The following is a 24094-nucleotide window of genomic DNA, read 5'->3' on the forward strand; positions in this document are numbered from 1 at the left end:
GAAACAACTTTGCGCCGATGATAGTGCTGCAACCAGTGTGAAAGTAGGTTATCGTCAGGCTTGTTATTCGCAGTAGAGAAAAACCCGATCAGAAATGGTCGGGTTTTTTTTCGTCTGCTGGTTTTAGTGTTAGCCCCAAGCGAAGGCTGGGGTCAGATCCCCTCGCCCGTTAGCAATGGCCTTTGCGTTAGCGGCATTGAGGGTCTGACCCCGGCTGTTCAGCAGGCGTAAAAAAAGCAGCGCTGCGCGCTGCCTTTGTCATGTATCACAAGCATTAAAAATGGTAAGCGACTTTGACGTTTATGTAATTGACGCCGCTATTCGGTTTCTTGTAGCCGCCGTTCGAGAAATGCTGGATCTTCGCAGCGACTTCCCATTTGTTATTGAAGATATAGCCGACGCCGATATGGTCGCCGAACTGGAAGTGGGTCGACAGGCGGTCATCGTCGTTGTTGTACAGTTTCGATAGCATGTGCACGCCGATGCCGGCTTCCGCATAAAAACCCAGCTTATTCGTATTTTCAAAACGGAACACGGGGGTAAAGCCCAGGTCCCACAGTTTTTGATGCTGGCCAGGGACATTCTGATAGCTCTTGGCATCCCAGCCGCCAATGCTGGCATCCCAGTAACCGCTCAGCTGCGTACCATTCGATACGAACCAGGCTTTATCCCAGTTCGAAGTCACGCCGGCGCGTACCATTTGTACCTTCACGCCCTTGGCATACTCGCCGTAGACGGAGTCGATCAGTTTGTCGTCGTCGGCAAAGCCAGTGTTGGCCGCCATCAGCGCGGCAACGGCGGCGATGGATTTGAATAGATTCTTCTTGAAGAACATAGAGACTTTCATCGTAAAATTGGCCGATAGGCTATTGTTGTACAGGCATCTTGCTTTGCATGCCGCTCTCGCCACTTGTTGATCTCAGGGGTTCAATTGACATTCTCTACAAAAATCGCATTTCTCGGTATCGGTCTGATGGGGGATCCGATGGCCCGGTGCCTGCTACGCGCTGGATATTCTGTCACAATTTGGAATCGCACGCACAGCAAGGCCCAAGTCTTGCGTGCAGCAGGGGCGCAGCCTGCCGTTTCCGTGGCTGAGGCGGTCAGTGGCGCGGACGTGGTCATCTCGATGCTGGAAGCCGGCCCCATTGTGGCGCAGGTGCTGCAAGAGGCGCTGCCGGCCATGCCAGCTGGCGCGATGTGGATCGATATGAGTTCCACCAAGCAATCAGAAGCCCAGCAATTTCATGCCATCTTGCACGCTGCAGGCCATGCTTTCATCGATGCGCCAGTGTCGGGCGGCGTCGGCGGAGCACAGGCGGGTACCCTGGCCATCATGGCTGGCGCCAGCGCCAGCGATTACGCGCGGGTTGAAGCGATTCTGTCGGCCATGGGGCGCCCGACCCTGGTAGGGCCGGCCGGCAGTGGCCAGGTCGCCAAGCTGTGCAATCAGCTGATCGTCGGCGCCACCCTGAACATTGTGGCCGAGGCGCTGTTGCTGGCACAGGCGGCCGGCGCCGATGCGGCTGCCGTACGGGCAGCGATCCGTGGCGGCTTTGCTGAGAGCAAGATTTTGGAGGTGCATGGCCAGCGCATGCTGGATCGCAATTTTGTTGCCGGTGGGCAGGTGAAAAGCCAGATCAAGGACATGCACAACATCCTCGCCGCGGCCGAGGCGGCCCACGTCACCTTGCCGGTGACGCAACTGGTGACGCAGCGCTATGAAACACTCGCCACCACCCATCCGACGGCAGACCATGCGGCGGCCTTGCTGGCCCTCGAAGCGTTGAATCCGGGCCAGCGCCTCGGTACTGGCCCGGATAAACTGAGCTGATTCAAGCGATGGGCAGGCTCGCTTCGGCCAGCTTGACCCAGAAGCTGGCGCCGATGGGCAGCAGATGGTCGTTGAAGTCGTAGCTGCCATTGTGCAAGACGCACGGACCCAGGCCATGGCCCCCATCGCGGTGTTCGCCATCGCCATTGCCGATGAAAATGTAGCAGCCGGCCTTTTCCTGTAGGAAGAAGGCGAAATCTTCCGCACCCATGGTCGGTTCGACATGCGCGTTGACCTTGTCCGCGCCCACCACGCTTTTCATCACCTCGACGGCAAACGCCGTTTCTTGCGCATGGTTGACCAGCGGCGGATAGTTGCGCTTGAAGTGAAAATCGACTTCCGCGCCAAATGCGGCGGCCGTGTGCACGGCGATCTCGCGCATGCGTTCCTCGATCAGGTCCAGCACGGGCGTGGTAAAGGTGCGCACGGTGCCAACCAGGCTGGCGTCATCGGGAATGACATTGGTGGCGCTGCCCGCATGGATTTGCGTGATCGACAGCACGGCCGTGTCGAGCGGACTCTTGTTGCGCGTGATGACGGTTTGCCAGCTTTGCGCGATTTGCACGGCGACCATGACGGGGTCGATGCCCTTGTGGGGCTGGGCCGCGTGCGCGCCCTTGCCCTTGACGGTGACGTGGAATTCATTGCTCGACGCCATCATCGGCCCTTCCACCACGCTCAGGGTGCCTGTTTCTGCGCCTGGCCAGTTGTGCATGCCGTAAATGGCATCCATGGGGAAACGCGTAAACAAGCCGTCTTCGATCATTTCGCGCGCGCCGGCGCCGCCTTCCTCGGCTGGCTGGAAGACGAGGTAGACCGTGCCATCGAAGTTGCGGTGTTGCGCCAGGTAATGGGCGGCGCCCAGCAGCATGGCCGTGTGGCCGTCGTGGCCGCAGGCGTGCATCTTGCCCGGGTGGCGTGAAGCATGCTCGAAGGTATTCATTTCCTGCATCGGCAAGGCATCCATGTCGGCGCGCAGGCCGATGGCGCGTGTCGAGGTGCCATGCTGGATGATGCCGACCACGCCAGTGCGGCCCAGGCCGCGTACCACGGGGATGCCCCATTCCGTCAGTTTGGCGGCGACCACGTCCGAGGTGCGCTGTTCTTCGTAGCACAGCTCGGGATGCGCGTGCAGGTCGCGGCGGATGCCTTGCAGCTCGGATTGAAACGCCAAGATCGGATCAACTAATTTCATGGGACTCTCCTGTGGATGCTGGCGCGCGGCATGTATGGCGCGCCCGACCGCGCTTGTTTGATCAAAAACAGGCGCGGCTAATAGTGCATTGTAGCCCTTGTTTGCCGGGTAAATCCAGCGCACGGACGTGCTTGCCACTGCATCAACAGCAAGCGCCCGGAATGGTTTACAGTATCGTCTTCCCCCCAACGTTTTTGGATTGCCCCATGACTACCACCCAAGTGCGCGCCGCCTGCCCGCTCGATTGCCCCGATACCTGCGCCTTGCTGGTCACCGTGACCGATGGCGTGGCAACAGCCGTCAAGGGCGATCCCGACCACCCGACCACGGCTGGCGTGCTGTGCACGAAGGTATCGCGTTTCACGGAGCGCACCTACCATGCGGACCGGCTGCTGCATCCGCTGCGCCGCGTGGGCAAGAAGGGGGAAGGCAAGTTTGAGCGCATCAGCTGGGAAGAAGCATTGCAGACCATCGCGGCCCGCTTGAAACCGATCGCTGCGCGCGATCCGCAGGCGATCTTGCCGTACAGCTACTGCGGTACCATGGGCCTGGTGCAGGGCGAGTCGATGTCGTCGCGTTTTTTCAACCAGCTCGGTGCCTCCCTGCTGGACCGCACCATTTGCGCCTCGGCCGGCGCCACGGGCTACCGCTACACGGTGGGCGCCAGCATCGGCACGGACCTGGAGCAGTTCCAGAACGCGAAATTGATCATTATCTGGGGCGGCAATCCGATCGCTTCGAACCTGCACTTCTGGATGCGCGCGCAAGAGGCCAAGCGCAACGGTGCCACCCTGATCGCCATCGACCCCTACCGCTCGCTGACGGCCGAAAAGTGCCAGCAGCACATCGCCTTGCTGCCGGGTACTGATGCGGCCCTGGCGCTGGGCTTGATGCATGTGCTGATCGCCGAAGACCTGGTCGACCAGGACTATATTGCGCAGTACACCATCGGCTATGCCGAACTGAAACAGCGAGCCCTGGAATGGCCGCCCGAGCGCGTGGCCGAGGTGTGCGGCATCACGGTCACGGAAGTGGTGGAACTGGCGCGCCTGTACGGCCAGGCATGCCGCTCTGGCGAGGGCGCCGCCATCCGTGCCAACTATGGCGTGCAGCGCGTGCATGGCGGCGGCATGGCCGTGCGCAACATCGCCTGCCTGCCGGCCCTGACGGGGGCCTGGCGCCATCCTGCCGGCGGCATGCAGCTATCGAGCTCGGGCTCCTTCCCCGTCAACCGCAAGGCCTTGCAGCGGCCTGATTTGCTGAAAGGCACGCCGCGCACCATCAACATGAGCACCATCGGCGACGATCTGCTGAAAACCACGTCGCCCGAGTTCGGCCCGCAAGTCGAGGCCGTGATCGTCTACAACTCGAATCCACTGGCGGTGGCGCCCGATTCCTCGAAAGTGGCACAGGGTTTTGCCCGCGAAGATTTGTTTACGGTTGTGCTCGAACACTTCCAGACCGATACCGTCGATTACGCCGACATCGTGTTGCCCGCCACCACGCAGCTCGAGCATGTCGATGCGCACTCCACCTATGGCCACTTGTACATGATGGCGAACAATGCTGCCGTGGCGCCGCTGGGCGAAGCGAAGGCGAATACGGAAATCTTCCGCTTGCTGGCCCAATACATGGGCTTTGATGATCCATGCTTTCAGGAAAGCGACGATGCGCTGGCGGCCAAGGCGTTCGATGCGACGGATGCGCGCGCTGTACATTTCGATTGGGAATCGCTGAAACGCACGGGCTGGCAAAAGCTGGCCATGGCCGAGGCGCCATTTGCCCAAGGTGGTTTCCCCACGCCGTCGGGCAAGTGCGAGTTGTATTCCAGCGCCATGGCGCAGGCGGGGCTTGATCCCTTGCCGACGTATATCGCGCCGCACGAATCGCAAGCCAGCAATCCCGCCCTGGCGGCCCGTTATCCGCTGGCCATGATTTCTCCGCCAGCGCGCAATTTCCTCAATTCCACGTTCGTCAACGTGAAAAGCCTGCGCGCGGCCGAGGGCGAGCCGCACCTGGACATCCACCCTGACGATTGCGCCGTGCGCGGCATCGCGGCTGGCGACATGGTGCGCATCTTCAACGACCGTGGCAGTTTTGTTGCCAAGGCCAGGGTGACGGACAAGGCGAGACGGGGCCTGGTGGTGGGCTTGTCCGTGTGGTGGAAGAAACTTGCCAGCGACGGCAAGAACGCCAATGAAGTGACGAGCCAGCGCCTGACGGACATGGGCCGCGCGCCGACCTTCTACGATACGCTGGTCGAAGTGGAAAAGGCTGCCTGAGCATGGCCCTGGCACGCTGGCCGGCCCGCTTGCTTGTCGGCACGGTGTGCCTGCTGCTGGGCGGCTGCACGCAGCTGCGCTACTACACGCAGGCGGCGCAGGGGCAATATGCCCTGTGGTCCGGCGCGCGCCCCATCGGTGACTGGCTCGAAGACCCGGCCACCGAGCCGCGCCTGAAAGTGCGCCTGGCCAAGGCGCAGCAAATTCGCCGCTTTGCCGTCAGCGAACTGGACTTGCCAGACAATGGCAGTTACAAGAACTACGCTTCTCTGCGGCGCCCCTTTGTGCTGTGGAACGTGGTGGCCACGCCGGAACTGTCGCTGCAGCCGCTGCAATGGTGTTTCCCCATCGCCGGCTGCGTGAATTACCGTGGCTATTACAGCAAGGAGGAGGCACTCGCGTATGCCGACGAGTTGCGCGCCCAGCGTTACGACGTGCAGGTGGGCGGCGTGCCCGCGTATTCCACCCTGGGCTGGTTCGACGACCCATTGCTGTCGACTTTTATCAACTACAACGATGCGGAACTGGCGCGCCTGATTTTCCATGAACTGGCGCACCAGGTGGTGTACGTGCCCGGCGATTCGGCCTTTAACGAATCGTTTGCCAGCGCCGTGGAAGAGGCGGGCGTACAGCGCTGGCTGGCACGCGAGGGCAATGACGCCATGCGCGCGTCATACGCCCAGTACGCGGCGCGGCGCCAGGATTTCCTGGCCCTGCTGCTGAAATACCGGGGTGAACTGGACGCCGTGTATGCGAGCGATGTCAGCGAGGCGGACAAGCGCGCGCGCAAGGCGCAGGTGTTTGCGGCATTGCAAGACGCGTATCAGGTGCTCAAGCAACACTGGGGTGGTTTTGCCGGTTATGACCGCTGGTTCGAGCAGCCATTGAGCAATGCGCACCTCGCTTCCGTGTCTACCTACAATGAATTTTTGCCTGCCTTCAAAAAATTGCTGGAAGAAAAAAAGAACTTTCGTGCTTTTTATGCTGCAGTGCACACAATGGCCCAGGTCAAGAAGCCTGAGCGCAGGCGTGCGCTGGAACAATTGTCCAGCCCCTGACCCGTAAAGATTGTCTCGCACGCCAGGTCAAACGATCCTGCAACAGTGTATTTATCATGCTGCATTGCAGCATAAAATACCCCTAGAGTTGCCGCTCGAATACTGTTGAAAGCGCTTGCATGGAAGCGCGGCGCCCGATAGCATCGCACTAGTAGCATAGAGCAATTGCTCGTCAGAATGCTCAAACTGACTGCAGGACGACAGAATCCGCAGCAATGATCCGTGCCGGCAGGGTGCGCCGGCTCCCCCACGATTATTCGAGACAAGAGGCACAGGATGGACAAAATTTGGCTGAAGTCGTACCCTCCCGGCGTACCTGCCGACATCAATCCTGATCAATATCGTTCGCTGGTGCATTTGCTGGAAGAAGCGTTTCAAAAATATGCGGATCGCAATGCCTATGTCTGCATGGACAAATTTCTCAGCTATGCCGAACTCGACACTTATTCGCGCCAGCTGGGTGCCTGGCTGCAAAGCCGTGGCCTGAAGAAGGGCGCGCGTGTCGCCCTCATGATGCCAAACGTGCTCCAGTATCCGGTGGCGATCGCCGCCGTCTTGCGCGCCGGCTACACGGTGGTTAACGTCAACCCTTTGTATACGCCACGCGAACTCGAGCATCAACTCAACGATTCGGGCAGCGAAGCCATCATCGTGCTGGAAAATTTTGCCCATACGCTTGAGCAAGTGCTGGGCAAGACGGCCGTCAAGCATATCGTCGTCGCCAGCATGGGCGAGATGCTGGGTGGCTTGAAAGGCATGATCGTCAATTTTGTCGTGCGCAACGTCAAGAAGATGGTGCCCGCGTATTCCTTGCCGAACGCCATGCGTTTCAAGCAGGCGCTGGCGCTGGGTAGCAGCATGAAACTCACGCCTGTCGAGCTGGGCATCAACGACGCCGCCTTCCTGCAATACACGGGTGGCACGACGGGCGTGTCGAAAGGCGCGACTTTGAGCCACCGCAATGTGATCGCCAATGTGCTGCAGAGCGAAGCGTGGTCGGGTGCGGCGCTCGATCCGAACAGCCGCGAGCAGTTGATCATCGTCTGCGCCTTGCCGCTGTACCATATCTTTGCCCTGACGGCGTGCGCCATGTGGGGCACGCGCGTGGGCGCCCTGAATATACTGATCCCGAATCCGCGCGATATCCCGGGCCTGATCAAGGAGCTGGGCAAGTACAAATTCAACTTGTTGCCGGCGGTCAATACGCTGTATAACGCGCTGGTGAACCACCCCGATTTTGCCAAGCTTGATTTCTCGGGCTTGAAGATCGCCAACGGCGGCGGCATGGCGGTGCAGCAAGCCGTCAATGACAAGTGGCTGCAGGCGACGGGAGTGTCCATCATCGAAGGTTATGGCCTGTCGGAAACGTCGCCTGTCGCTACCTGCAACCGCGCCGACAGCACGGCGTTTTCCGGCACCATCGGCTTGCCGATTCCGTCGACCGAGATCGCCATTCTCGACGATGACGGCAAGGAAGTGCCGCTGGGGCAGACGGGTGAAATCGCCATCCGTGGCCCGCAAGTGATGAGCGGCTACTGGAACCGTCCCGATGAAACGGCCAAGGTCATGACACCAGACGGCTACTTTAAATCCGGCGACGTGGGCATCATGGATGAGCGCGGCTACGTGAAGATCGTGGACCGCAAGAAAGACATGATTCTCGTCTCCGGCTTCAATGTGTATCCGAACGAAGTCGAAGCCGTCATCGCGGCCCATCCTGGCGTGCTCGAGTGTGCCTGCGTGGGTGTGCCGGATGAACACTCGGGCGAGGCCGTGAAAGTGTTTGTCGTGCGCAAGGACCCGAACCTGACCCAGGCAGTGCTGGCAGCGTATTGCAAAGAACAATTCACGGGCTACAAGCGGCCGAAATACATTGAGTTCCGCGATGAACTACCGAAGACCAACGTCGGCAAGATTTTGCGTCGCGCGCTGCGTGACGAAACGAAGACAGCAGCATAAACAGTGTGGGATGCGCCAGGAGGCGCGTCCCTTTTACAGATGAAGATGAGGCGAGATGGACAAGATTTGGTTGAAGTCGTACCCGGACAGCGTTCCCGCAGAGATTGATTGCACGCAATACCGTTCCGTGACGCATTTGCTGGAAGAGTCGTTCCAGAAATATGCGGACCGCAACGCTTTTGTTTGCATGGATAAATTCCTTACCTACCGCGAGCTCGACAAGCTGTCGCTGCAGATGGGCGCCTGGCTACAAAGCAAGGGCCTGAAGAAGGGCGCGCGCGTGGCGATCATGCTGCCCAACGTGCTGCAATATCCGGTGGCGATGGCGGCGATTCTGCGCGCCGGCTATACCGTGGTGAATGTCAATCCGCTGTACACGCCGCGTGAATTGCAGCACCAGCTGATCGATTCGGGCAGCGAAGCGATCATCGTGCTGGAAAACTTCGCCACCACGGTGGAGCAAGTGTTGCCGCATACCCAGGTCAAGCATGTGATCGTCGCCACCATGGGCGATTTGCTCGGTGGCTTGAAGGGGACGATAGTCAACTTCGTCGTGCGCAAGATCAAGAAAATGGTGCCTGCGTTTTCCTTGCCGGGTGCCATCAGCTTCAACAAGATGCTGGCCGAAGGCGCGCGCCTGAGCCTGACGCCGGTGCAGCAGGGACATGACGATATCGTCTTCCTGCAATACACAGGCGGTACGACGGGCGTGTCGAAAGGCGCGATGTTGTTGCACCGTAACGTGATCGCCAACGTGCTGCAAAACGAGGCGTGGATGTCGCCCGTGATGACGCCTGAAATGCGCGCCACCTCGATGGGATTCATGTGCGCCTTGCCCCTGTATCACATCTATTCGCTGACGGTCAGCGCCCTGATGGGCATGCGCGTGGGCGGCTTGAACGTGCTGATCCCCAACCCGCGCGACATTCCCGGTTTCGTCAAGGAATTGTCCAAGCACAAGATCGTCGTTTTCCCGGCCGTCAACACCTTGTACAACGCGCTGCTGAACAATGCCGATTTCGCCAAGCTCGATTTCTCCAGCTACAAAGTGTGCAACGGCGGCGGCATGGCCTTGCAGCGCAACGTGGCCGAACGCTGGCTGAAACTGACGGGCTGCCCGCTGATCGAAGGCTATGGCATGTCGGAAACATCGCCCGTGGTGACGGGCAACCGCGTTGATATCACGGAATTCACGGGCACCATCGGCTTGCCTTTCCCGTCGACGGAAGTGGCCATTTTGAACGACGATGGCGTGGAAGTACCGCTGGGCGAGCCGGGCGAGATCGCCGTGCGCGGCCCGCAAGTGATGGCCGGCTACTGGCAGCGTCCGGACGAAACGGCCAAGTCGATGACGGCCGACGGCTACTTCAAGACGGGCGACGTGGGCATCATGGACGAGCGCGGCTACGTGAAGATCGTGGACCGCAAGAAAGACATGATCATCGTTTCCGGCTTCAATGTGTATCCGAATGAAGTGGAAGACGTGGTTTCATCGTGCCCGGGCGTGCTCGAATGCGCGTGCATCGGCGTACCGGACGCCAACGCAGGCGAAGCCGTGAAAGTGTTTGTCGTGCGCAAGGATCCGAACCTGACGGTGGAACAGATCCGCGAGCATTGCAAGCATGAATTGACGGCCTACAAGAAACCGAAATACATCGAGTTCCGCGATGAATTGCCGAAGACCAATGTCGGCAAGATATTGCGCCGTCAATTACGCGACGAAAAGAAGGTTGCTTAAGCGTTAGCTCTGCAAGCCCGCTTTGCCGTCCTGGACGGTAAAGCGGGCCAGTGTCGCGATGGAAGAAGTACTGTCGCGCACATTCTCCAGGCCCTGGAACAGGGTCGTCGTTTTTGCTGGCGTGATCTCCATCAACATATAGCCGCGCTTGTCGCTGCGTCCGTAGCGGATGTGCGGGTTCATCGCCACGTACTGTTCCGTGCGCGCCTGCGGGCGGGAACTCGACGTGATCGAGGTGCCGCAGAACTCGGTGGCCAGCACGGGATTGCTCTTGCCGGCGGGCCGCATGGCATTGCGCCTCAGTTCAGTGGCGTAAAAAGTGTGCACGTCGCCAGACAGTACCAGCGGATTGCTGGCCTTGCTGCTGCGCAAGGCGTCGAGCAGGTGCTGGCGCGCCAGTGGATAGCCATCCCAGCCATCGGTCCAGATGCGCTCGTCGCCGGGCCGCAGGATGGGCACCTGGCTAGCTTGCGCCATCAGGGTTTGCTGGGCCAGGATATTCCAGCGCGCAGGAGAATCATCGAGACCGGCTTGCAGCCAGCGCTGCTGTTCCTCGCCCAGCATGCTGCGTCCCGGTTTCAGCAGGTCGGGGCAGCTGCGCGTGGTGACGGAATTGGAGCCGCCGCGGCCCGGCCTGGCGCAGGCGTGGTAGGCGCGGTACTGCCGGTCATCCAGCACGTGGAAGCGCGCCAGACGGCCCCAGTCGTAGCGCTGGTAGATGCGCATGTCGACAAAGCCCCGCCGCCCCAGCGGCAGCAAACGCAGCGGCATGTGTTCATAAAACGCCTGGTAGGCAGCCGCTCGGCGCTGCAGGAACGTAGGTGTCAGTAGTTCGTCGCGGTCGTTGCCGTAATCGTTGGCCACTTCATGGTCATCCCAGGTGACGATCCACGGCGCGGCCAGGTGCGCGCCCTGCAAGTCGCGGTCGCTCTTGTACTGCGCATAGCGGGCGCGGTAGTCATCCAACGTAAAACTTTCATGCGTGCGCACGGCCCGGCTTGGGTGCTGCAATTGGTACGGTCCCCACTCATAAATGTAATCACCGAGAAAGGCCACCAGGTCGGGTGCGGCCGCGGCGATGTGCCGGTGCGCCGCATACGCGCCGAATTCCCAGTGCTGGCACGAAGCGACGGCCAGTTTCAGCGAGGCAGGCATGGAGGCGGGATCGGGCGCCGTGCGCGTGCGGCCCACGGGGCTGACGGCGTCGCCCAGCATAAAGCGGTACCAGTACCAGCGTCCGGGCGCCAGGCCGCCCACGTCGACGTGCACGCTGTGCGCGAGAGCGGGCGTGGCCGTGGCCTGGCCCTTGGCGGCGATGCGTCTAAAACCTTCGTCGTCGGCCACTTCCCAGCGCACGTTCAGGGCGATGGCGGGCGTGGCAGCGGCATGCAACGGGTCGTAGCAGATGCGCGTCCACAGCACCACCGCATCGGGTAACGGTGAACCGGAAGCGACACCGAGCGCAAACGGATAGCCCGCGCCATTCAAGCGCGTGGTGGCGCGCGCGCCGGAGCCGGACAGCACGCTGCCGGCGGCGGCCAGCGCCGTGATGCGGGCAGCGCTGTGCAGGAAGATGCGGCGCTGCTCATCCATGGTGTGGAATTATTGCGACAATCAAGACGACAATAAGGTCTCGATCGGCGGCACCTTGCGCGGCTTGCGGTCGGAGTCGGTCGCCACGTAGATCAGCGTCGCTTCCGTGACTTTCACGATGCACGCCTGCAGGCGGTTGCGCTCGGCATACACTTCGACATTGACGGTGATCGAAGTATTGCCAACCTTGACGATATCGGCGTAGAAGGAGAGCAGATCGCCGACGAACACGGGATTTTTGAAGACGAAGGAATTGACGGCGATGGTGGCGACGCGGCCGTTGGCGCGCCGCGTGGCCGGCAGGGAACCGGCGATATCGACCTGCGCCATGATCCAGCCGCCGAAGACGTCACCGTACACATTGGCGTCGGACGGCGCGGGCATCATGCGCAATTCCGGCATTTTTCCGGCGGGCAGGCCGGAGGCGAGGCAGTTGTCGGGGCGGTCGGGGGAGGTGCTCATCTTTTATTCTCATGAAAGGCTACAATTGCCCCGATTGAACCATAAAAAGCCGACCTTCGCCATGCGCCGTTCCCAGACTCCCCCTCCGCCCCGCTCGCCAGCTTCCGCCAGCCACAGCGATTTCGCCACCATCAAGACTTTGCTGCCGTACCTGTGGGTCTACAAATGGCGGGTGCTGCTGGCGCTGCTATGCCTGGTGGGCGCCAAGCTGGCCAACGTGGGCGTGCCCCTGATCCTGAAAAAGCTCGTCGATGCCATGACGATCACGGCAGCGCACCCGCAAGCGCTGCTGGTGTTGCCGGTCGGTTTGCTGGTGGCATATGGCTTGCTGCGCCTGTCGACCACTTTGTTTACGGAATTGCGCGAATTCCTGTTCGCCAGGGTCACGCAGCGGGCCGTGCGCACCATCGCCCTGCAAGTGTTCCGCCACCTGCATGCCTTGTCCCTGCGCTTTCACTTGAACCGCCAGACGGGCGGCATGACGCGCGACATCGAACGGGGCACGCGCAGCGTCGGTTCGCTCATTTCCTATACCTTATTCAACATCTTGCCGACCCTGGTGGAAATCACCCTCGTGCTCGGCTACCTGGTCTTGCATTACGACATCTGGTTTACTGTGATCACGGCGGTGGCGCTGGTGTCCTACATCGCGTTTACCGTGCTGGTGACGAACTGGCGTATGCATTTCCGCCGTACCATGAACGACCTCGACTCGAAGGCGAATACCAAGGCCATCGATTCGCTGATCAACTATGAAACCGTGAAATATTTTGGCAACGAGGATTACGAGGCGAAGCGCTACGACGAGGGCTTGCAGCGTTATGAATCGGCGGCCGTCAAATCGCAAACCTCCCTGTCCCTGCTCAATACGGGCCAGTCGCTGATCATCGCCACGGCCGTCACCTTGATCCTGTGGCGCGCCACGGTAGGCGTGATCGCTGGCAGCATGACTCTGGGCGACCTGGTGCTGGTCAACGCCTTCATGATCCAGCTGTATATCCCACTCAATTTTTTAGGGGTCATTTACCGCGAAATCAAGCAAAGCCTGGCCGACATGGAACGATTGTTTTCCTTGCTGAACGAAAACCGTGAAATCGCCGATACGCCGGACGCCAGGCCGCTCGTCACGCGGGGCGCGGCCGTGCGTTTCGACCACGTGGATTTCAGCTACGAAGCCAAGCGGCAAATCCTGTTCGACGTGGATTTCCAGATTCCCGCCGGCACCACGACGGCCGTGGTGGGCCACAGCGGCTCGGGCAAGTCGACCCTGTCGCGTTTGCTGTTCCGCTTCTATGAAGTCGATGGCGGCAGCATCACCATCGATGGTCAGGACCTGCGCAGCATGACGCAGGATTCCCTGCGCGCGGCCATCGGCATCGTGCCGCAGGACACGGTCTTGTTCAACGACAGCATCGAATACAACATCGCCTACGGCAAGCCGGGCGCCAGCAAGGAGGCCATCGTGGCGGCGGCGAAAGCGGCATCGATCCATGATTTTATTGAAAGCTTGCCAGATGGCTACAACTCCATGGTGGGCGAACGGGGCTTGAAACTGTCGGGCGGCGAAAAGCAGCGCGTGGCCATCGCCCGCACCTTGCTGAAAGACCCGGCCATCCTGATCTTCGACGAAGCGACGTCGGCACTCGATTCGAAGGCCGAGCAGGCGATCCAGGCGCAGTTGAAGGAGATCGCCAAAAACCGCACCACCCTGGTCATTGCGCACCGCTTGTCGACGGTGGCCGACGCCCAGCAAATTCTGGTGCTCGACCATGGCCGCATCGTCGAGCGGGGCACGCATCTGCAACTGCTGGCCGCGAATGGCCTGTACGCGCAGATGTGGCAACGCCAGCAGGCAAATATGGATGATGAGATGGAAGAGGACGCGTTGGCGGGACTGGCGCCGGAAAAATAAATCGGGAATGTGAAATCAGTAGGAAAAATGCTACAGCCGCGCTGATTCAGGCGCGCTTATAGCGCCTATTTGAGGGCAATCGCAGAAAACGGCTGGTCCAGCGCTGAAAATGAAATAAAATTAATTCCATTGGTGGCGTCTGCACCACAGTTGTTTCGTTCGGAGTCCATCCGGTTTGTCCGCCCAGGAGAATTTATGAAATTGACCAAAATCATCGCCACGCTGCTGAGCGTCGGTGTCATCAGCAGCATGTCGCCAGTCCAGGCTCAGGAATTGACCGGCACCTTGGCCAAGATCAAGAAATCCGGTTCCGTCACCCTCGGTGTGCGCGACGGCTCCGTTCCCTTCTCCTATCTCGATGACAAGCAGCAATACCAGGGTTATTCGATCGACCTGTGCATGAAAGTCGTCACGGCCCTGCAAAAGCACCTGGGCCTGAGCGAACTGAAAGTGGTGATGAGCCCGGTGACGTCGGCCAACCGCATTCCACTGATGGCCAACGGCACCATCGACCTCGAATGCGGCTCGACGACGAACAACCTGGAGCGCCAGCAGCAGGTGGCATTCGCCCCCACCATGTTCGTCATCGGCAATCGCGTGCTGTCGAAAAAATCCTCGAATATCAAGACACTGGAAGACTTGCGCGGCAAGACCCTGGTCGCCACGGCCGGCACGTCGACCATCAAGCAGATGACCATCCTGAACAAGGAAAAGAACCTGGGCATGAACATTGCTGTCGGCAAGGATCATCCCGAGTCGTTCCTGATGCTGGAAACGGGCCGCGCGGTGGCCGAAGCCAACGACGACATCCTGCTGGCGTCGCAAGTGGCCAACTCGAAGAACCCGAACGATTACGAAATCACCAAAGAAGCGCTGTCGGTCGAACCGTACGGCATCATGCTGCGCAAGGGCGACCCTGCCTTCAAGAAAGTGGTCGACGAAGCGCTGATTCGCCTGTACAAGAGCGACGACATCAACCGCATTTACGCGAAATGGTTTACCTCGCCGATCCCGCCGAAAAACATCAACCTGAAATTCCCCATGCCGCCGCAATTGAAGGCCGTGTTCATGAATCCGACCGACTCGGGTGACCCGGCTGCGTATGCGGCTGTGCCCGAAGCGCAGAAGACTTCGGACAAACGGAAAAAGTAAAGACTGCGTAACAAACCGGGGGGCGCAAGCCTCCCGTTTTATTTGCGGGGCGGGCGGCCAGATGGCCGCTGTCCTCGGGCTGCATGGGAAGGATGATCATGAATTACAACTGGAATTGGCGCATTTTCTGGGAGATTTCTCCCGATGGCGTGGGCACGTATATGGACACCCTGTGGTCCGGCCTGATCTGGACCCTGGCCACGGCCGGTACGGCATGGATCATGGCATTGATATTGGGCCTGGTGATCGGCACCATCCGCACCTTGCCGAACAAATGGCTGGTGGGCGCGGCCAATGCCTACGTCGAATTGTTCCGCAACGTGCCGCTGCTGGTGCAGATGTTCCTCTGGTATTTCGTCATGCCGGAACTGCTGCCGCCGGACCTGGGTGCCTGGGTCAAGTCGCTGCCGAATGCGCCGTTCGTCACGGCCGTGCTGTGCCTGGGATTCTTTACTTCATCGCGCGTGGCCGTGCAGGTGACGACGGGTATCGAGGCGCTGCCGCGCGGGCAGAAACTGGCCGGCACGGCGCTGGGCCTGACCCTGCCGCAAACCTACCGCTTCATTTTGCTGCCGATGGCCGCGCGCGTCATCATGCCGCCACTGACCAGCGAATTTTTGAACATCATCAAGAACAGTTCCGTGGCGCTGACCATCGGCCTGATCGAACTGACGGCCAGCGCGCGCGCCATCCAGGAATTTTCCTTCCAGGTGTTCGAGGCGTTTTCAGCCGCCACCATCATCTACGTCGTCGTCAACCTGCTGGTGGTGGTGCTGATGCACCTGATCGAGAAAAAGGTTGCCATCCCGGGCTTCATCGTCGCCGGCGCCAAGACGGGAGGACATTGATATGTTCGGTAATTTCGACTTCGATGTCATCTCCCGCTCGTGGGTCTACCTGTTCCAGACCGGCATGGTCTTCACTCTGAAACTGACGGCGCTGGCCATGGTGGGCGGCATCGTGCTGGGTACTTTGCTGGCGTTGATGCGCTTGTCGGGCAACCGCATCGTCTCTGGCGTGGCGTCGAGCTACGTCAACCTGATACGCTCGATCCCGCTGGTGCTGGTGATCTTCTGGTTCTACTTCCTGGTGCCGTACATCGCCGCCTGGATCATCGGCGCCGACGAGCCCGTGAAAGTAGGTGCGTTTTCTTCCGCGCTGATCACCTTCATCATGTTCGAGGCGGCATACTATTGCGAGATCATGCGCAGCGGCATACAGTCGATCCCGCGCGGCCAGGTGTGGGCTGGCCAGGCGCTGGGCATGAACTACCGGCAAACCATGGGCAGCATCGTGCTGCCGCAAGCCTTCCGCAACATGATCCCCGTGCTGCTGACGCAAACCATCGTGCTGTTCCAGGACGTGTCGCTCGTGTACGTGCTGTCGATCCCCGATTTCGTCGGCGCCGCCTCGAAGATCGCCCAACGCGACGGCCGCCTGGTGGAGATGTACGTGTTTGTCGCCGTCGTGTATTTCGTGCTGTGCTATGCCTTGTCGTTCCTGGTAAAACGCCTGCAGAAACGCGTCGCCATCATTCGCTAACCGAAAAAGAAAGAACAAGATGATTGAACTCAATAACGTCAGCAAATGGTATGGCCAGTTCCAGGTACTGACCGACTGCACCACCAATGTCGCCAAGGGTGACGTGATGGTCATTTGCGGCCCGTCCGGCTCCGGCAAGTCGACCCTGATCAAGACCGTCAACGGCCTGGAGCCGATCCAGCAGGGACAGATCATCGTCGACGGCATCAGCGTCAACGATCCGAAAACGAATTTGTCGAAACTGCGCGCGCGCATCGGCATGGTGTTCCAGAATTTCGAGCTGTTCCCGCACCTGTCGATCCGCGAAAACCTCACTATCGGCCAGATCAAGGTGCTGGGTCGCAGCGCCGATGAAGCCAATGCCAAGGGCTTGCAATACCTGGACCGCGTGGGCTTGCTGTCGCAGCAGGATAAATTCCCGGGCCAGCTGTCGGGCGGCCAGCAGCAGCGCGTGGCGATCGCCCGCGCGCTGTCGATGGACCCGATCGCCATGCTGTTCGACGAGCCGACATCGGCGCTCGACCCGGAGATGATCAACGAGGTGCTCGACGTGATGGTGGGCCTGGCGCAAGAAGGCATGACCATGATGGTCGTCACGCACGAAATGGGCTTTGCCAAGCGCGTGGCCAACCGCATCGTCTTCATGGATCAGGGCAAGATCATCGAGGATTGCAGCAAGGATGACTTCTTCAACACCACGCGCTCGGACCGCGCGCGCGATTTCCTCGCCAAGATCATCCATTAATTTCCCTTATTTTTTGAAGTAGAGTGCCAATGCCTGTCATGAAACAAATAGCCGGCGCGATGCTGGCGCTGGGCATGCTCGCGCATGCCCACGCGGCCGACAAGATCGCCGTCGACATCGCCCTGCGCGACGCCACCCTGATCGACGTTGCCGCTGGTAGCACCGTCAACGGCAAGACCGTGCTGCTCAAGGGCGACAGCATCGTCGCCGTCGTCGATGATGCGCAGCTGCGCAGCTATGCGCCGAAGCAGACCATCCGCCTGCCCGGCAAATACCTGATGCCAGGCCTGTGGGACACGCACGTGCATTTCGGCGGCGGCCCCGAGCTGATCGACGAGAACAAGCAGCTGCTGCCTTTGTACCTGGCGCATGGCATCACCACGGTGCGCGACTGCTCGGGCGACTTGCCCGATACGGTGCTGGCATGGCGCCGGCAGATCAATGCGGGCCAGCTGGAAGGCCCGACGATTTTTACCTCTGGCGCCAAGCTCGAAGGCATCAAGCCGCTGTGGAAGGGCACCATCGAAGTGGGCACGCCGCAGGAAGTCACACGCGCGCTCGATGGGCTGCAGGCGCAGCAAGTGGACTTCGTGAAGATCACGGAAAACACCCTGAAGCCGGAGCTGTACCTGGAAGCGCTGCGTCAGGCGCGCGAACGGGGCATGCGCACTTCGGGCCATATTCCCGTGCAGCTGACATTGGGGCAAATGGCCGATGCGGGCCTGGGCACCATCGAACATCAATCGTATTTGCTGCGCGCCACCACGCCGCGCGAGCAGGAGCTGACGGCCAAGGTGGGCGCCGGTGCGATGACGGGCAAGGAGGCCATGCGCGAGAGCTTGCAGAGCTACGATGAGCCGACGGCGCGCAAGGCCTTCAGCTACCTGGCTGCGCGCGGCACGGCCATCGTGCCGACCCTGTGGGGTTCGCGGGTGACGGCCTACCTGGACCGCGAAGACCACACGCACGATCCGGCCCTGCAATACATCGGCAAGGGCTTGCGCGCCACCTACGACTGGCGCGTGCAGCGCGCTGCCAAGGATGGCCCGGATGCGATCGCCCAGCGCCATGCGCAGTTCGAGCAGTCGGCCAAGCTGCTGCCCATTTTGCAGCAGCAGGGCGTGAGCATCATCGCCGGCACCGATGCGGGATTTTTGAATTCCTTCGACTATCCGGGCCAGGCCCTGCATGATGAAATCGGCCTCTACGTGCAGTACGGCCTGACGCCGCAGCAAGCCTTGCAGTCGGCCGTCATCAATGGCCCCCGCTTCCTGGGCAAGCTGGAGCGCTACGGCAGCGTGGCGGCCGGCAAGGCGGCCGACCTGCTGGTGCTCGACGCCAATCCGCTGCAGGATATTGGCGCCACGCGCCAGATCCGCCTGGTGGTCAGCCGTGGCCAGGTGTACGACCGTGCCGCGCTGGACCGGATGCTGGCCGATATTCGCGCCTGGGTGGCGAAACAAGAGCTTGCGCCGGCTACATCCTGATTCGCGTGTACTCCTGATATTGAAAACGGCCAGTGCACACTGGCCGTTTTGTCGTCCCGCAGCTGGTGTGCACAGGCTCTCCGGGCCGGCGGGACGGCCCCGCGGCTGGTAAAATGGTGCTATTCGCAATGACCGCCTGAGAGCAGCCGCCATGTCCACACTCGATCACACCCCAGCCTCCATCACCATCATCCGTCCTGACGACTGGCATTTGCACCTGCGCGATGGCGCCGTCATGGCCAGCGTGCTGCCGCACAGCGCGCGCCAGTTCGGCCGCGCCATCGTCATGCCGAACCTGAAGCCGCCCGTCACCACCACGGCGGATGCTAGCGCCTACCGCGAGCGCATCCTGGCTGCCGTGCCCGAAGGCGTGAACTTCGATCCGCTGATGGTGCTGTACCTGACGAACAACACCTCGCCCGACGAAATCCGCCGCGCGCAGGACAGCGGCATCGTGCAGGCCGTCAAACTGTATCCGGCCGGCGCCACGACGAACTCCGATCTGGGCGTGACGGATTTGAAGAATTGCTACAAGGTGCTCGAAGTGATGCAGGAAGTGGGCATGCCCTTCCTCGTGCATGGCGAAGTGACAGATCCGGAGATCGACATTTTCGACCGTGAAGCCATCTTCATCGAACGCGTGATGCGCCCGCTGCGCAGCGCCTTCCCGGCCTTGTCAGTCGTGTTCGAACACATCACCACCAAGGATGCGGCGCAGTACGTGGCTGAAGCGGAAGGCCCGATCGCGGCTACCATCACGGCGCATCATCTGCTGTACAACCGCAACGAGATTTTCAAGGGCGGCATCCGTCCCCATTACTACTGCCTGCCCATCCTCAAGCGCGAAGAGCACCGTTTGGCCCTGATGACGGCCGCCGCCAGCGGCGACGAGCGTTTCTTCCTCGGCACCGACTCGGCGCCGCACGCGCAAGGCGCCAAGGAAATGGCCTGCGGCTGCGCCGGTTGCTACACGGCCCTGCATGCGATGGAAATGTATGCCGAAGCCTTCGAACGTGCCGGCGCGCTGGATAAACTGGAAGCGTTCGCCAGCTTCCACGGCCCGGCCTTCTACGGCGTGCCGCGCAATACGGACAGCATCACCCTGAAGCGCGAAAGCTGGACTTTGCCAGCTTCGCTGCCGCTGGGCGACAGCCATGTCATTCCGCTCAACGCGGGCGAGCAGATCAACTGGAAAATGGTCTAAGCGTTCATGCTGCCATCGATAGACTGGAGCCGCCCCTGGTTTGCCACGGTGCTGCCGGCGCGACGGCAGCTGGACCTGCAGCGCGACACGGTGATTGCCGCGCTCAACGGGCGGGCGCGGGCGCTGGACTTGCGCAATCCCACCGGATTGCCGCTGGCCTTCGTGCCGCAAGCGGACCTGCCCGAAGGCGTCGCCTACGAGGAGTTCATCGGCGCGACGGGCGGCGTGCCGACGCGCGACAATCTGCATGATTTTTTCAATGCGCTCGTGTGGCTCACCTTTCCGCTTATCAAGCGGCAATTGAACGCGCTGCAGGCGGCGCAGATCGCCCTGTCCGGCGTCGGCAAATCACGCGGTCCGGCACGCGATGGCGCGACGATTTTCGATGAGAATTCCGCCTTGCTGGTGCTGCGCGACAGCGATGCCGGACGCGCGCTGGAAGCGGCGCTGCGCGGGCACGACTGGCGCAGCGCGTTCATTGCGCAGCGCGAGAAATTTGGCGCCGGCGGCGACGCCGAAGTCTGGCTGTTCGGCCACGCGCTGATGGAAAAACTGGTGGCGCCACGCAAGGCCATCACGGCGCACACGCGCGTGATCTTCGCCGGCGACGCCTACTTTGCGCTCGACGATGCGGCACGCCGCACCTGGCTCGACGAGCGGGTAGCGCAAGACCTGGCGCAGCAAGGACTCACCACGGCGGACTTCACGCCGCTGCCGGTGCTTGGTTTGCCTGGCTGGTGCGAGGGCCAGGACGAGGATTTTTACAATGACGCGGCGGTGTTCCGCCCGAAGCGCAAGGTGGCTGGCGCAGAAAGAGATCAATAGCATGGAAAATACCGTCCGTTGGGGCATCCTCGGCACCGGCAAGATCGCCCGCGCGATGGCCAATGGCTTGGGCGACGCGCCCGGTGCGCAACTGGTGGCGGTTGCCTCGCGCAGCAGCGCCGGCGCGCAGGCGTTCGGCGCCGAATTCAGCATCGAACACTGCCATGGCTCTTACCAGGCGCTGGCCGACGACCCGGACGTGGACGTGATCTACATCGCCACGCCGCACACCTTGCATGCGGAAAATGCCCTGATGTGCCTGGCCGCCGGCAAGCACGTCGTGTGCGAAAAACCGTTCACCATGAACGCGCGCGAAGCGCAGGCCGTAGTCGACCTGGCGCGGGAGAAAAAGCTGTTCCTGATGGAAGCCATGTGGAGCCGTTTTCTGCCTGCCGTGCAGGAAGCGCAGCGCATCATCTCCAGCGGCGAGATCGGCGTGCTGCAGCAAGTGCAGGCCGATATCGGCTTTGTCGCCAATTTCCCGCCCGAGCACCGCATGTTCAATCCGGAGCTGGGCGGCGGCGCACTGCTCGACGTGGGCATCTATCCGCTGTCGATGGCGGCCTTCTTCCTCGGCCCCGTATCGCAGGTGCAGGCGCTGGCCGAGCTGGGCGCCACCGGCGTCGATGAGCAGGTGGTGTTTTCGCTGCTGCACGCGGAAGGCGGCACCTCGTCCTGCGCCTGCAGCCTGCGCGCGCAAACGCCGACGGAAATGACCATTTCCGGCAGCCTGGGCCGCATCCGCCTGCCCAACCGTTTTTACAAGCCCGATCACCTGATCGTCGAAGCGATGGATGGCGAACGCCGCGTCGTCGCCGTGCCGCACCTGGGTAATGGCTACGCGCACGAGGCGATCGAAGCGATGCGCTGCATCCGCGCCGGCCTGCTGGAAAGCCCCATCATGCCGCTGGCGGACAGCGTGGCGCTGATGCACAACCTTGACACCATGCGCGGCCAGATCGGCCTGGTGTATCGCTCCGACCTCAGCGCCGACCAGGCGTGAACAGGAACCCCATGACATTGCACTCATCCCGTCCCAGCCTGAAAACCGTCCTGATCGCCAGCGGCGTCGTCCTGACCCTGGCGATGGGGGTGCGCCACGGCCTGGGCTTCTGGATGCAGCCGATCTCGCAAGCGAATGGCTGGACGCGCGAAACGTATTCGCTGGCGCTGGCCATGCAAAATCTGATGTGGGGCGTCTTCGGCCCGTTCGCCGGCATGGCGGCCGACCGTTTCGGCACCATGCGCGTCGTCATCATCGGCGCCATCAGCTACATGGCAGGCCTGGTGTGGATGGCGCTCGTGACGCAGCCCACCCTGTTCATCGTCGGTTCCGGTGTCTTCATCGGCCTGGCGCTGGCCTGCACGGCCTTTGGCGCCATCAGTGGCATCATCGGCCGCAGCGCGCCGCCCGAGCAGCGCTCGTGGGCCTTCGGCATTTCGTCGGCGGCCGGCTCGTTCGGCCAATTCCTCATGATGCCGGTCGAGCAGCAGCTCATCTCCGCCGTGGGCTGGCAAAATGCCTTTTATGTGCTGGCCGCGCTGGTGCTGCTGGCCATGATACCGATGGCCTTCTACCTGCGTGAGCCGCCCGTCTCGCACGCTAGCGGCCCTCAGCAAAGCGTTGGCGCCGCCTTCAGCGAAGCTATCGCCAGCCGTTCGTTCTGGTTGCTCTTGGCAGGGTATTTTGTCTGCGGTTTCCAGCTGGTCTTCATCGGCGTGCACTTGCCGGCCTACCTGAAGGACCAGGGCCTGATGAATCCGAACATCGCGGTCACGGCGCTGGCGCTGATCGGCCTGTTCAACATCGTCGGCTCTTACTACGCGGGCAAACTCGGTGGCAAGATCGCCAAGCGCTACCTGTTGTCGGCCATCTACGTGACGCGCGCCGTGGTCATCACCGTCTTCCTGCTGGCGCCATTGTCGGCGTGGTCCGTGTACCTGTTCGCCGCCGGCATGGGCGTGCTGTGGCTGTCGACCGTGCCGCTGACGAACGGCATCATCGCCGGCATCTTCGGCGTGAAGCACCTGTCGATGCTGGCCGGGATGGTGTTCTTCTCGCATCAGGTGGGCAGTTTCCTCGGTGCCTGGCTGGGCGGCTATCTGTACGAGCATCAGGGCAGTTACCACATCGTGTGGATGATCACCATCGGCTTGGGGCTCATGGCCGCGCTGATCAATCTGCCTATCGACGAGCGCGCCGTCAAGCGCACGGCGGTGGCCGCGTGATGGCCAACTGGCGCATATGGTTATGGCGCCTGGCTGGCGCCGCGCTGCTGGCCGTCGTCTTCATGGCGTATCTGCGACCCGACTTCATGCTCGACCTGGCAAACCGCTTCTGGATGTGCATGTAGACTGCGCGGGCGCAAGGTAGTTTGCGAAAAGTCGGATTACGCTACGCTAATCCGACATCACCCGAAAACAAACGATACCGACGCGCATTCCAGCCAGGTGGAAGCTTTTTCTTCACGGTAGTGACGGCTCATCGCCGACCTATTTTTTCGTCGGCAAGAGCCGTGGACTTGCTGCGTGGCTCATTCAGCGCCGTGCGCCATAAAAGGCCATACGCTATCGACGCTATCGTCATCCTGCCTGACCATCTGCACTGCATCTGGACTTTGCCTGAAGGCGATGCCGATTTCATGACGCGCTGGCGCTTGATCAAGACGTGGTTCAGCAAGCATAGTGATCTTAAAAATATCTGGCAGCAGCGGTATTGGGAGCATGTCTTGCGCGACGAGCGCGACTTCGCCAACCATGTCGATTACATCCATTACAACCCTGTCAAACATGGTTTAGTGGGCAAAGTTATCGATTGGCCGTATTCCAGTTTTCACCGGTATGTAAAGCACGGCTTGTGTGCAGAGGATTGGGGCGGGGACGGTGTGGCGATTGAGTGTGTTGGGCGGGAGTGAGGAGCGCTAACAATGTTGTCGGATTACGGCCTGCGGCCTAATCCGACCTACGCGACGACGAAAACGCCAAGTCGGGTAGATACTGTTATCCCCGTCAAGCGGCGTGCAAGGTCGAATCAAATATTTTTCCCGACCTGAGCACGCCGAATGCCACGTGCACCAGCTTGCGCATCATGGCACCGATGATCAGT

Annotated in this window: 21 protein-coding genes; 17 read left to right on the plus strand and 4 right to left on the minus strand. The window is 61.1% G+C overall.

Annotated features, from left to right (window positions below; translation table 11 throughout):
* Window positions 1–274 precede the first annotated feature (274 nt).
* On the minus strand, window positions 275–847 hold the full coding sequence (locus ACQ4WS_RS24555; protein WP_436479583.1) for an acyloxyacyl hydrolase: 573 nt from the start codon (window positions 845–847) through the stop codon (window positions 275–277).
* Between the two features lie 84 nt (window positions 848–931).
* On the opposite strand from ACQ4WS_RS24555, the gene ACQ4WS_RS24560 reads away from it, so the two are divergent.
* Window positions 932–1834 carry an NAD(P)-dependent oxidoreductase gene (locus ACQ4WS_RS24560; protein WP_436479584.1) on the plus strand — a complete coding sequence of 301 codons (903 nt, stop codon included), beginning with the start codon at window positions 932–934 and terminating at the stop codon, window positions 1832–1834.
* Window position 1835: 1 nt separating this feature from the next.
* Here the strand turns inward: ACQ4WS_RS24560 and ACQ4WS_RS24565 are convergent, their stop codons facing one another.
* Complete coding sequence (locus ACQ4WS_RS24565; protein WP_436479585.1) at window positions 1836–3029, minus strand: M20 aminoacylase family protein; 1194 nt, start codon at window positions 3027–3029, stop codon at window positions 1836–1838.
* Window positions 3030–3235: 206 nt separating this feature from the next.
* On the opposite strand from ACQ4WS_RS24565, the gene ACQ4WS_RS24570 reads away from it, so the two are divergent.
* The 4 genes from ACQ4WS_RS24570 (at window position 3236) to ACQ4WS_RS24585 (ending at window position 10066) form a co-directional block, all read left to right on the plus strand.
* Entirely contained in the window at window positions 3236–5311 is a 2076-nt protein-coding gene (locus ACQ4WS_RS24570; protein ID WP_436479586.1) for a molybdopterin-containing oxidoreductase family protein, read from the plus strand.
* Between the two features lie 2 nt (window positions 5312–5313).
* A complete protein-coding gene (locus tag ACQ4WS_RS24575) occupies window positions 5314–6369 on the plus strand; it encodes an aminopeptidase (RefSeq protein ID WP_436479587.1) in 1056 nt (351 codons plus the stop codon).
* 276 nt (window positions 6370–6645) lie between these two features.
* Complete coding sequence (locus ACQ4WS_RS24580) at window positions 6646–8328, plus strand: long-chain fatty acid--CoA ligase (RefSeq protein ID WP_436479588.1); 1683 nt, start codon at window positions 6646–6648, stop codon at window positions 8326–8328.
* A 55-nt stretch (window positions 8329–8383) separates the two neighbouring features.
* The gene (locus ACQ4WS_RS24585) at window positions 8384–10066 is read left to right on the plus strand and encodes a long-chain-fatty-acid--CoA ligase (protein WP_436479589.1); all 1683 of its coding nucleotides are present in this window, start codon (window positions 8384–8386) and stop codon (window positions 10064–10066) included.
* A 3-nt stretch (window positions 10067–10069) separates the two neighbouring features.
* On the opposite strand, the gene ACQ4WS_RS24590 is transcribed toward ACQ4WS_RS24585, so the two are convergent.
* Together ACQ4WS_RS24590 and ACQ4WS_RS24595 are read right to left on the minus strand one after the other, a co-directional pair.
* Window positions 10070–11659, minus strand: a complete 1590-nt coding sequence (locus ACQ4WS_RS24590; protein WP_436479590.1) for an alkaline phosphatase D family protein — start codon at window positions 11657–11659, stop codon at window positions 10070–10072.
* 21 nt (window positions 11660–11680) lie between these two features.
* Window positions 11681–12046, minus strand: a complete 366-nt coding sequence (locus ACQ4WS_RS24595) for an acyl-CoA thioesterase (protein WP_223278886.1) — start codon at window positions 12044–12046, stop codon at window positions 11681–11683.
* A gap of 136 nt (window positions 12047–12182) precedes the next feature.
* Here ACQ4WS_RS24595 and ACQ4WS_RS24600 point away from each other — a divergent pair, with 136 nt between their 5' ends.
* The 12 genes from ACQ4WS_RS24600 to ACQ4WS_RS24655 all read left to right on the plus strand — a co-directional run bounded on the left by ACQ4WS_RS24600 (window position 12183) and on the right by ACQ4WS_RS24655 (window position 23903).
* Window positions 12183–14033: an ABCB family ABC transporter ATP-binding protein/permease gene (locus tag ACQ4WS_RS24600; RefSeq protein WP_436479591.1), complete on the plus strand. Its 1851-nt coding sequence runs from the start codon at window positions 12183–12185 to the stop codon at window positions 14031–14033.
* Between the two features lie 195 nt (window positions 14034–14228).
* Window positions 14229–15185 carry an amino acid ABC transporter substrate-binding protein gene (locus tag ACQ4WS_RS24605; RefSeq protein ID WP_436479592.1) on the plus strand — a complete coding sequence of 319 codons (957 nt, stop codon included), beginning with the start codon at window positions 14229–14231 and terminating at the stop codon, window positions 15183–15185.
* Window positions 15186–15283: 98 nt separating this feature from the next.
* On the plus strand, window positions 15284–16033 hold the full coding sequence (locus tag ACQ4WS_RS24610; RefSeq protein ID WP_436479593.1) for an amino acid ABC transporter permease: 750 nt from the start codon (window positions 15284–15286) through the stop codon (window positions 16031–16033).
* 1 nt (window position 16034) lies between these two features.
* Window positions 16035–16727: an amino acid ABC transporter permease gene (locus ACQ4WS_RS24615; protein ID WP_099376216.1), complete on the plus strand. Its 693-nt coding sequence runs from the start codon at window positions 16035–16037 to the stop codon at window positions 16725–16727.
* 19 nt (window positions 16728–16746) lie between these two features.
* Window positions 16747–17472: an amino acid ABC transporter ATP-binding protein gene (locus ACQ4WS_RS24620; RefSeq protein ID WP_436479594.1), complete on the plus strand. Its 726-nt coding sequence runs from the start codon at window positions 16747–16749 to the stop codon at window positions 17470–17472.
* A gap of 38 nt (window positions 17473–17510) precedes the next feature.
* Window positions 17511–18959 (plus strand): amidohydrolase family protein, encoded by a 1449-nt coding sequence (locus tag ACQ4WS_RS24625; RefSeq protein WP_436479595.1) that lies wholly within the window; start codon window positions 17511–17513, stop codon window positions 18957–18959.
* A 151-nt stretch (window positions 18960–19110) separates the two neighbouring features.
* The gene (gene pyrC / locus ACQ4WS_RS24630) at window positions 19111–20163 is read left to right on the plus strand and encodes a dihydroorotase (protein WP_436479596.1); all 1053 of its coding nucleotides are present in this window, start codon (window positions 19111–19113) and stop codon (window positions 20161–20163) included.
* Between the two features lie 6 nt (window positions 20164–20169).
* Window positions 20170–20988, plus strand: a complete 819-nt coding sequence (locus ACQ4WS_RS24635; RefSeq protein ID WP_436479597.1) for a DUF3025 domain-containing protein — start codon at window positions 20170–20172, stop codon at window positions 20986–20988.
* Window position 20989: 1 nt separating this feature from the next.
* On the plus strand, window positions 20990–21991 hold the full coding sequence (locus tag ACQ4WS_RS24640; RefSeq protein ID WP_436479598.1) for a Gfo/Idh/MocA family protein: 1002 nt from the start codon (window positions 20990–20992) through the stop codon (window positions 21989–21991).
* An 11-nt stretch (window positions 21992–22002) separates the two neighbouring features.
* Window positions 22003–23217, plus strand: a complete 1215-nt coding sequence (locus ACQ4WS_RS24645) for an MFS transporter (RefSeq protein ID WP_436479599.1) — start codon at window positions 22003–22005, stop codon at window positions 23215–23217.
* Window positions 23214–23342 carry a hypothetical protein gene (locus tag ACQ4WS_RS24650; protein WP_436479601.1) on the plus strand — a complete coding sequence of 43 codons (129 nt, stop codon included), beginning with the start codon at window positions 23214–23216 and terminating at the stop codon, window positions 23340–23342. The genes ACQ4WS_RS24645 and ACQ4WS_RS24650 overlap by 4 nt, the downstream gene beginning before the upstream one ends.
* Window positions 23343–23363: 21 nt before the next feature.
* The gene (locus ACQ4WS_RS24655) at window positions 23364–23903 is read left to right on the plus strand and encodes an REP-associated tyrosine transposase (protein ID WP_436479600.1); all 540 of its coding nucleotides are present in this window, start codon (window positions 23364–23366) and stop codon (window positions 23901–23903) included.
* The last annotated feature ends 191 nt before the right edge of the window (window positions 23904–24094 follow it).

The sequence above is a fragment of the Janthinobacterium leeuwenhoeki genome, assembly GCF_051380795.1.
Classification (GTDB): domain Bacteria; phylum Pseudomonadota; class Gammaproteobacteria; order Burkholderiales; family Burkholderiaceae_D; genus Janthinobacterium.

What these genes read in the sequence shown, in the direction of transcription:
- ACQ4WS_RS24645 (WP_436479599.1), top strand. Translation starts at nt 22,003, where the DNA reads ATGACATTGCACTCATCCCGTCCCAGCCTGAAAACCGTCCTGATCGCC.
- ACQ4WS_RS24600 (WP_436479591.1), top strand. Translation starts at nt 12,183, where the DNA reads ATGCGCCGTTCCCAGACTCCCCCTCCGCCCCGCTCGCCAGCTTCCGCC.
- ACQ4WS_RS24565 (WP_436479585.1), bottom strand. Translation starts at nt 3,029, where the DNA reads ATGAAATTAGTTGATCCGATCTTGGCGTTTCAATCCGAGCTGCAAGGC.
- ACQ4WS_RS24575 (WP_436479587.1), top strand. Translation starts at nt 5,314, where the DNA reads ATGGCCCTGGCACGCTGGCCGGCCCGCTTGCTTGTCGGCACGGTGTGC.
- ACQ4WS_RS24635 (WP_436479597.1), top strand. Translation starts at nt 20,170, where the DNA reads ATGCTGCCATCGATAGACTGGAGCCGCCCCTGGTTTGCCACGGTGCTG.
- ACQ4WS_RS24615 (WP_099376216.1), top strand. Translation starts at nt 16,035, where the DNA reads ATGTTCGGTAATTTCGACTTCGATGTCATCTCCCGCTCGTGGGTCTAC.
- ACQ4WS_RS24605 (WP_436479592.1), top strand. Translation starts at nt 14,229, where the DNA reads ATGAAATTGACCAAAATCATCGCCACGCTGCTGAGCGTCGGTGTCATC.
- ACQ4WS_RS24590 (WP_436479590.1), bottom strand. Translation starts at nt 11,659, where the DNA reads ATGGATGAGCAGCGCCGCATCTTCCTGCACAGCGCTGCCCGCATCACG.
- ACQ4WS_RS24625 (WP_436479595.1), top strand. Translation starts at nt 17,511, where the DNA reads ATGAAACAAATAGCCGGCGCGATGCTGGCGCTGGGCATGCTCGCGCAT.
- ACQ4WS_RS24610 (WP_436479593.1), top strand. Translation starts at nt 15,284, where the DNA reads ATGAATTACAACTGGAATTGGCGCATTTTCTGGGAGATTTCTCCCGAT.
- ACQ4WS_RS24620 (WP_436479594.1), top strand. Translation starts at nt 16,747, where the DNA reads ATGATTGAACTCAATAACGTCAGCAAATGGTATGGCCAGTTCCAGGTA.
- ACQ4WS_RS24595 (WP_223278886.1), bottom strand. Translation starts at nt 12,046, where the DNA reads ATGATGCCCGCGCCGTCCGACGCCAATGTGTACGGTGACGTCTTCGGC.
- ACQ4WS_RS24555 (WP_436479583.1), bottom strand. Translation starts at nt 847, where the DNA reads ATGAAAGTCTCTATGTTCTTCAAGAAGAATCTATTCAAATCCATCGCC.
- ACQ4WS_RS24580 (WP_436479588.1), top strand. Translation starts at nt 6,646, where the DNA reads ATGGACAAAATTTGGCTGAAGTCGTACCCTCCCGGCGTACCTGCCGAC.
- ACQ4WS_RS24570 (WP_436479586.1), top strand. Translation starts at nt 3,236, where the DNA reads ATGACTACCACCCAAGTGCGCGCCGCCTGCCCGCTCGATTGCCCCGAT.
- pyrC (WP_436479596.1), top strand. Translation starts at nt 19,111, where the DNA reads ATGTCCACACTCGATCACACCCCAGCCTCCATCACCATCATCCGTCCT.
- ACQ4WS_RS24585 (WP_436479589.1), top strand. Translation starts at nt 8,384, where the DNA reads ATGGACAAGATTTGGTTGAAGTCGTACCCGGACAGCGTTCCCGCAGAG.
- ACQ4WS_RS24640 (WP_436479598.1), top strand. Translation starts at nt 20,990, where the DNA reads ATGGAAAATACCGTCCGTTGGGGCATCCTCGGCACCGGCAAGATCGCC.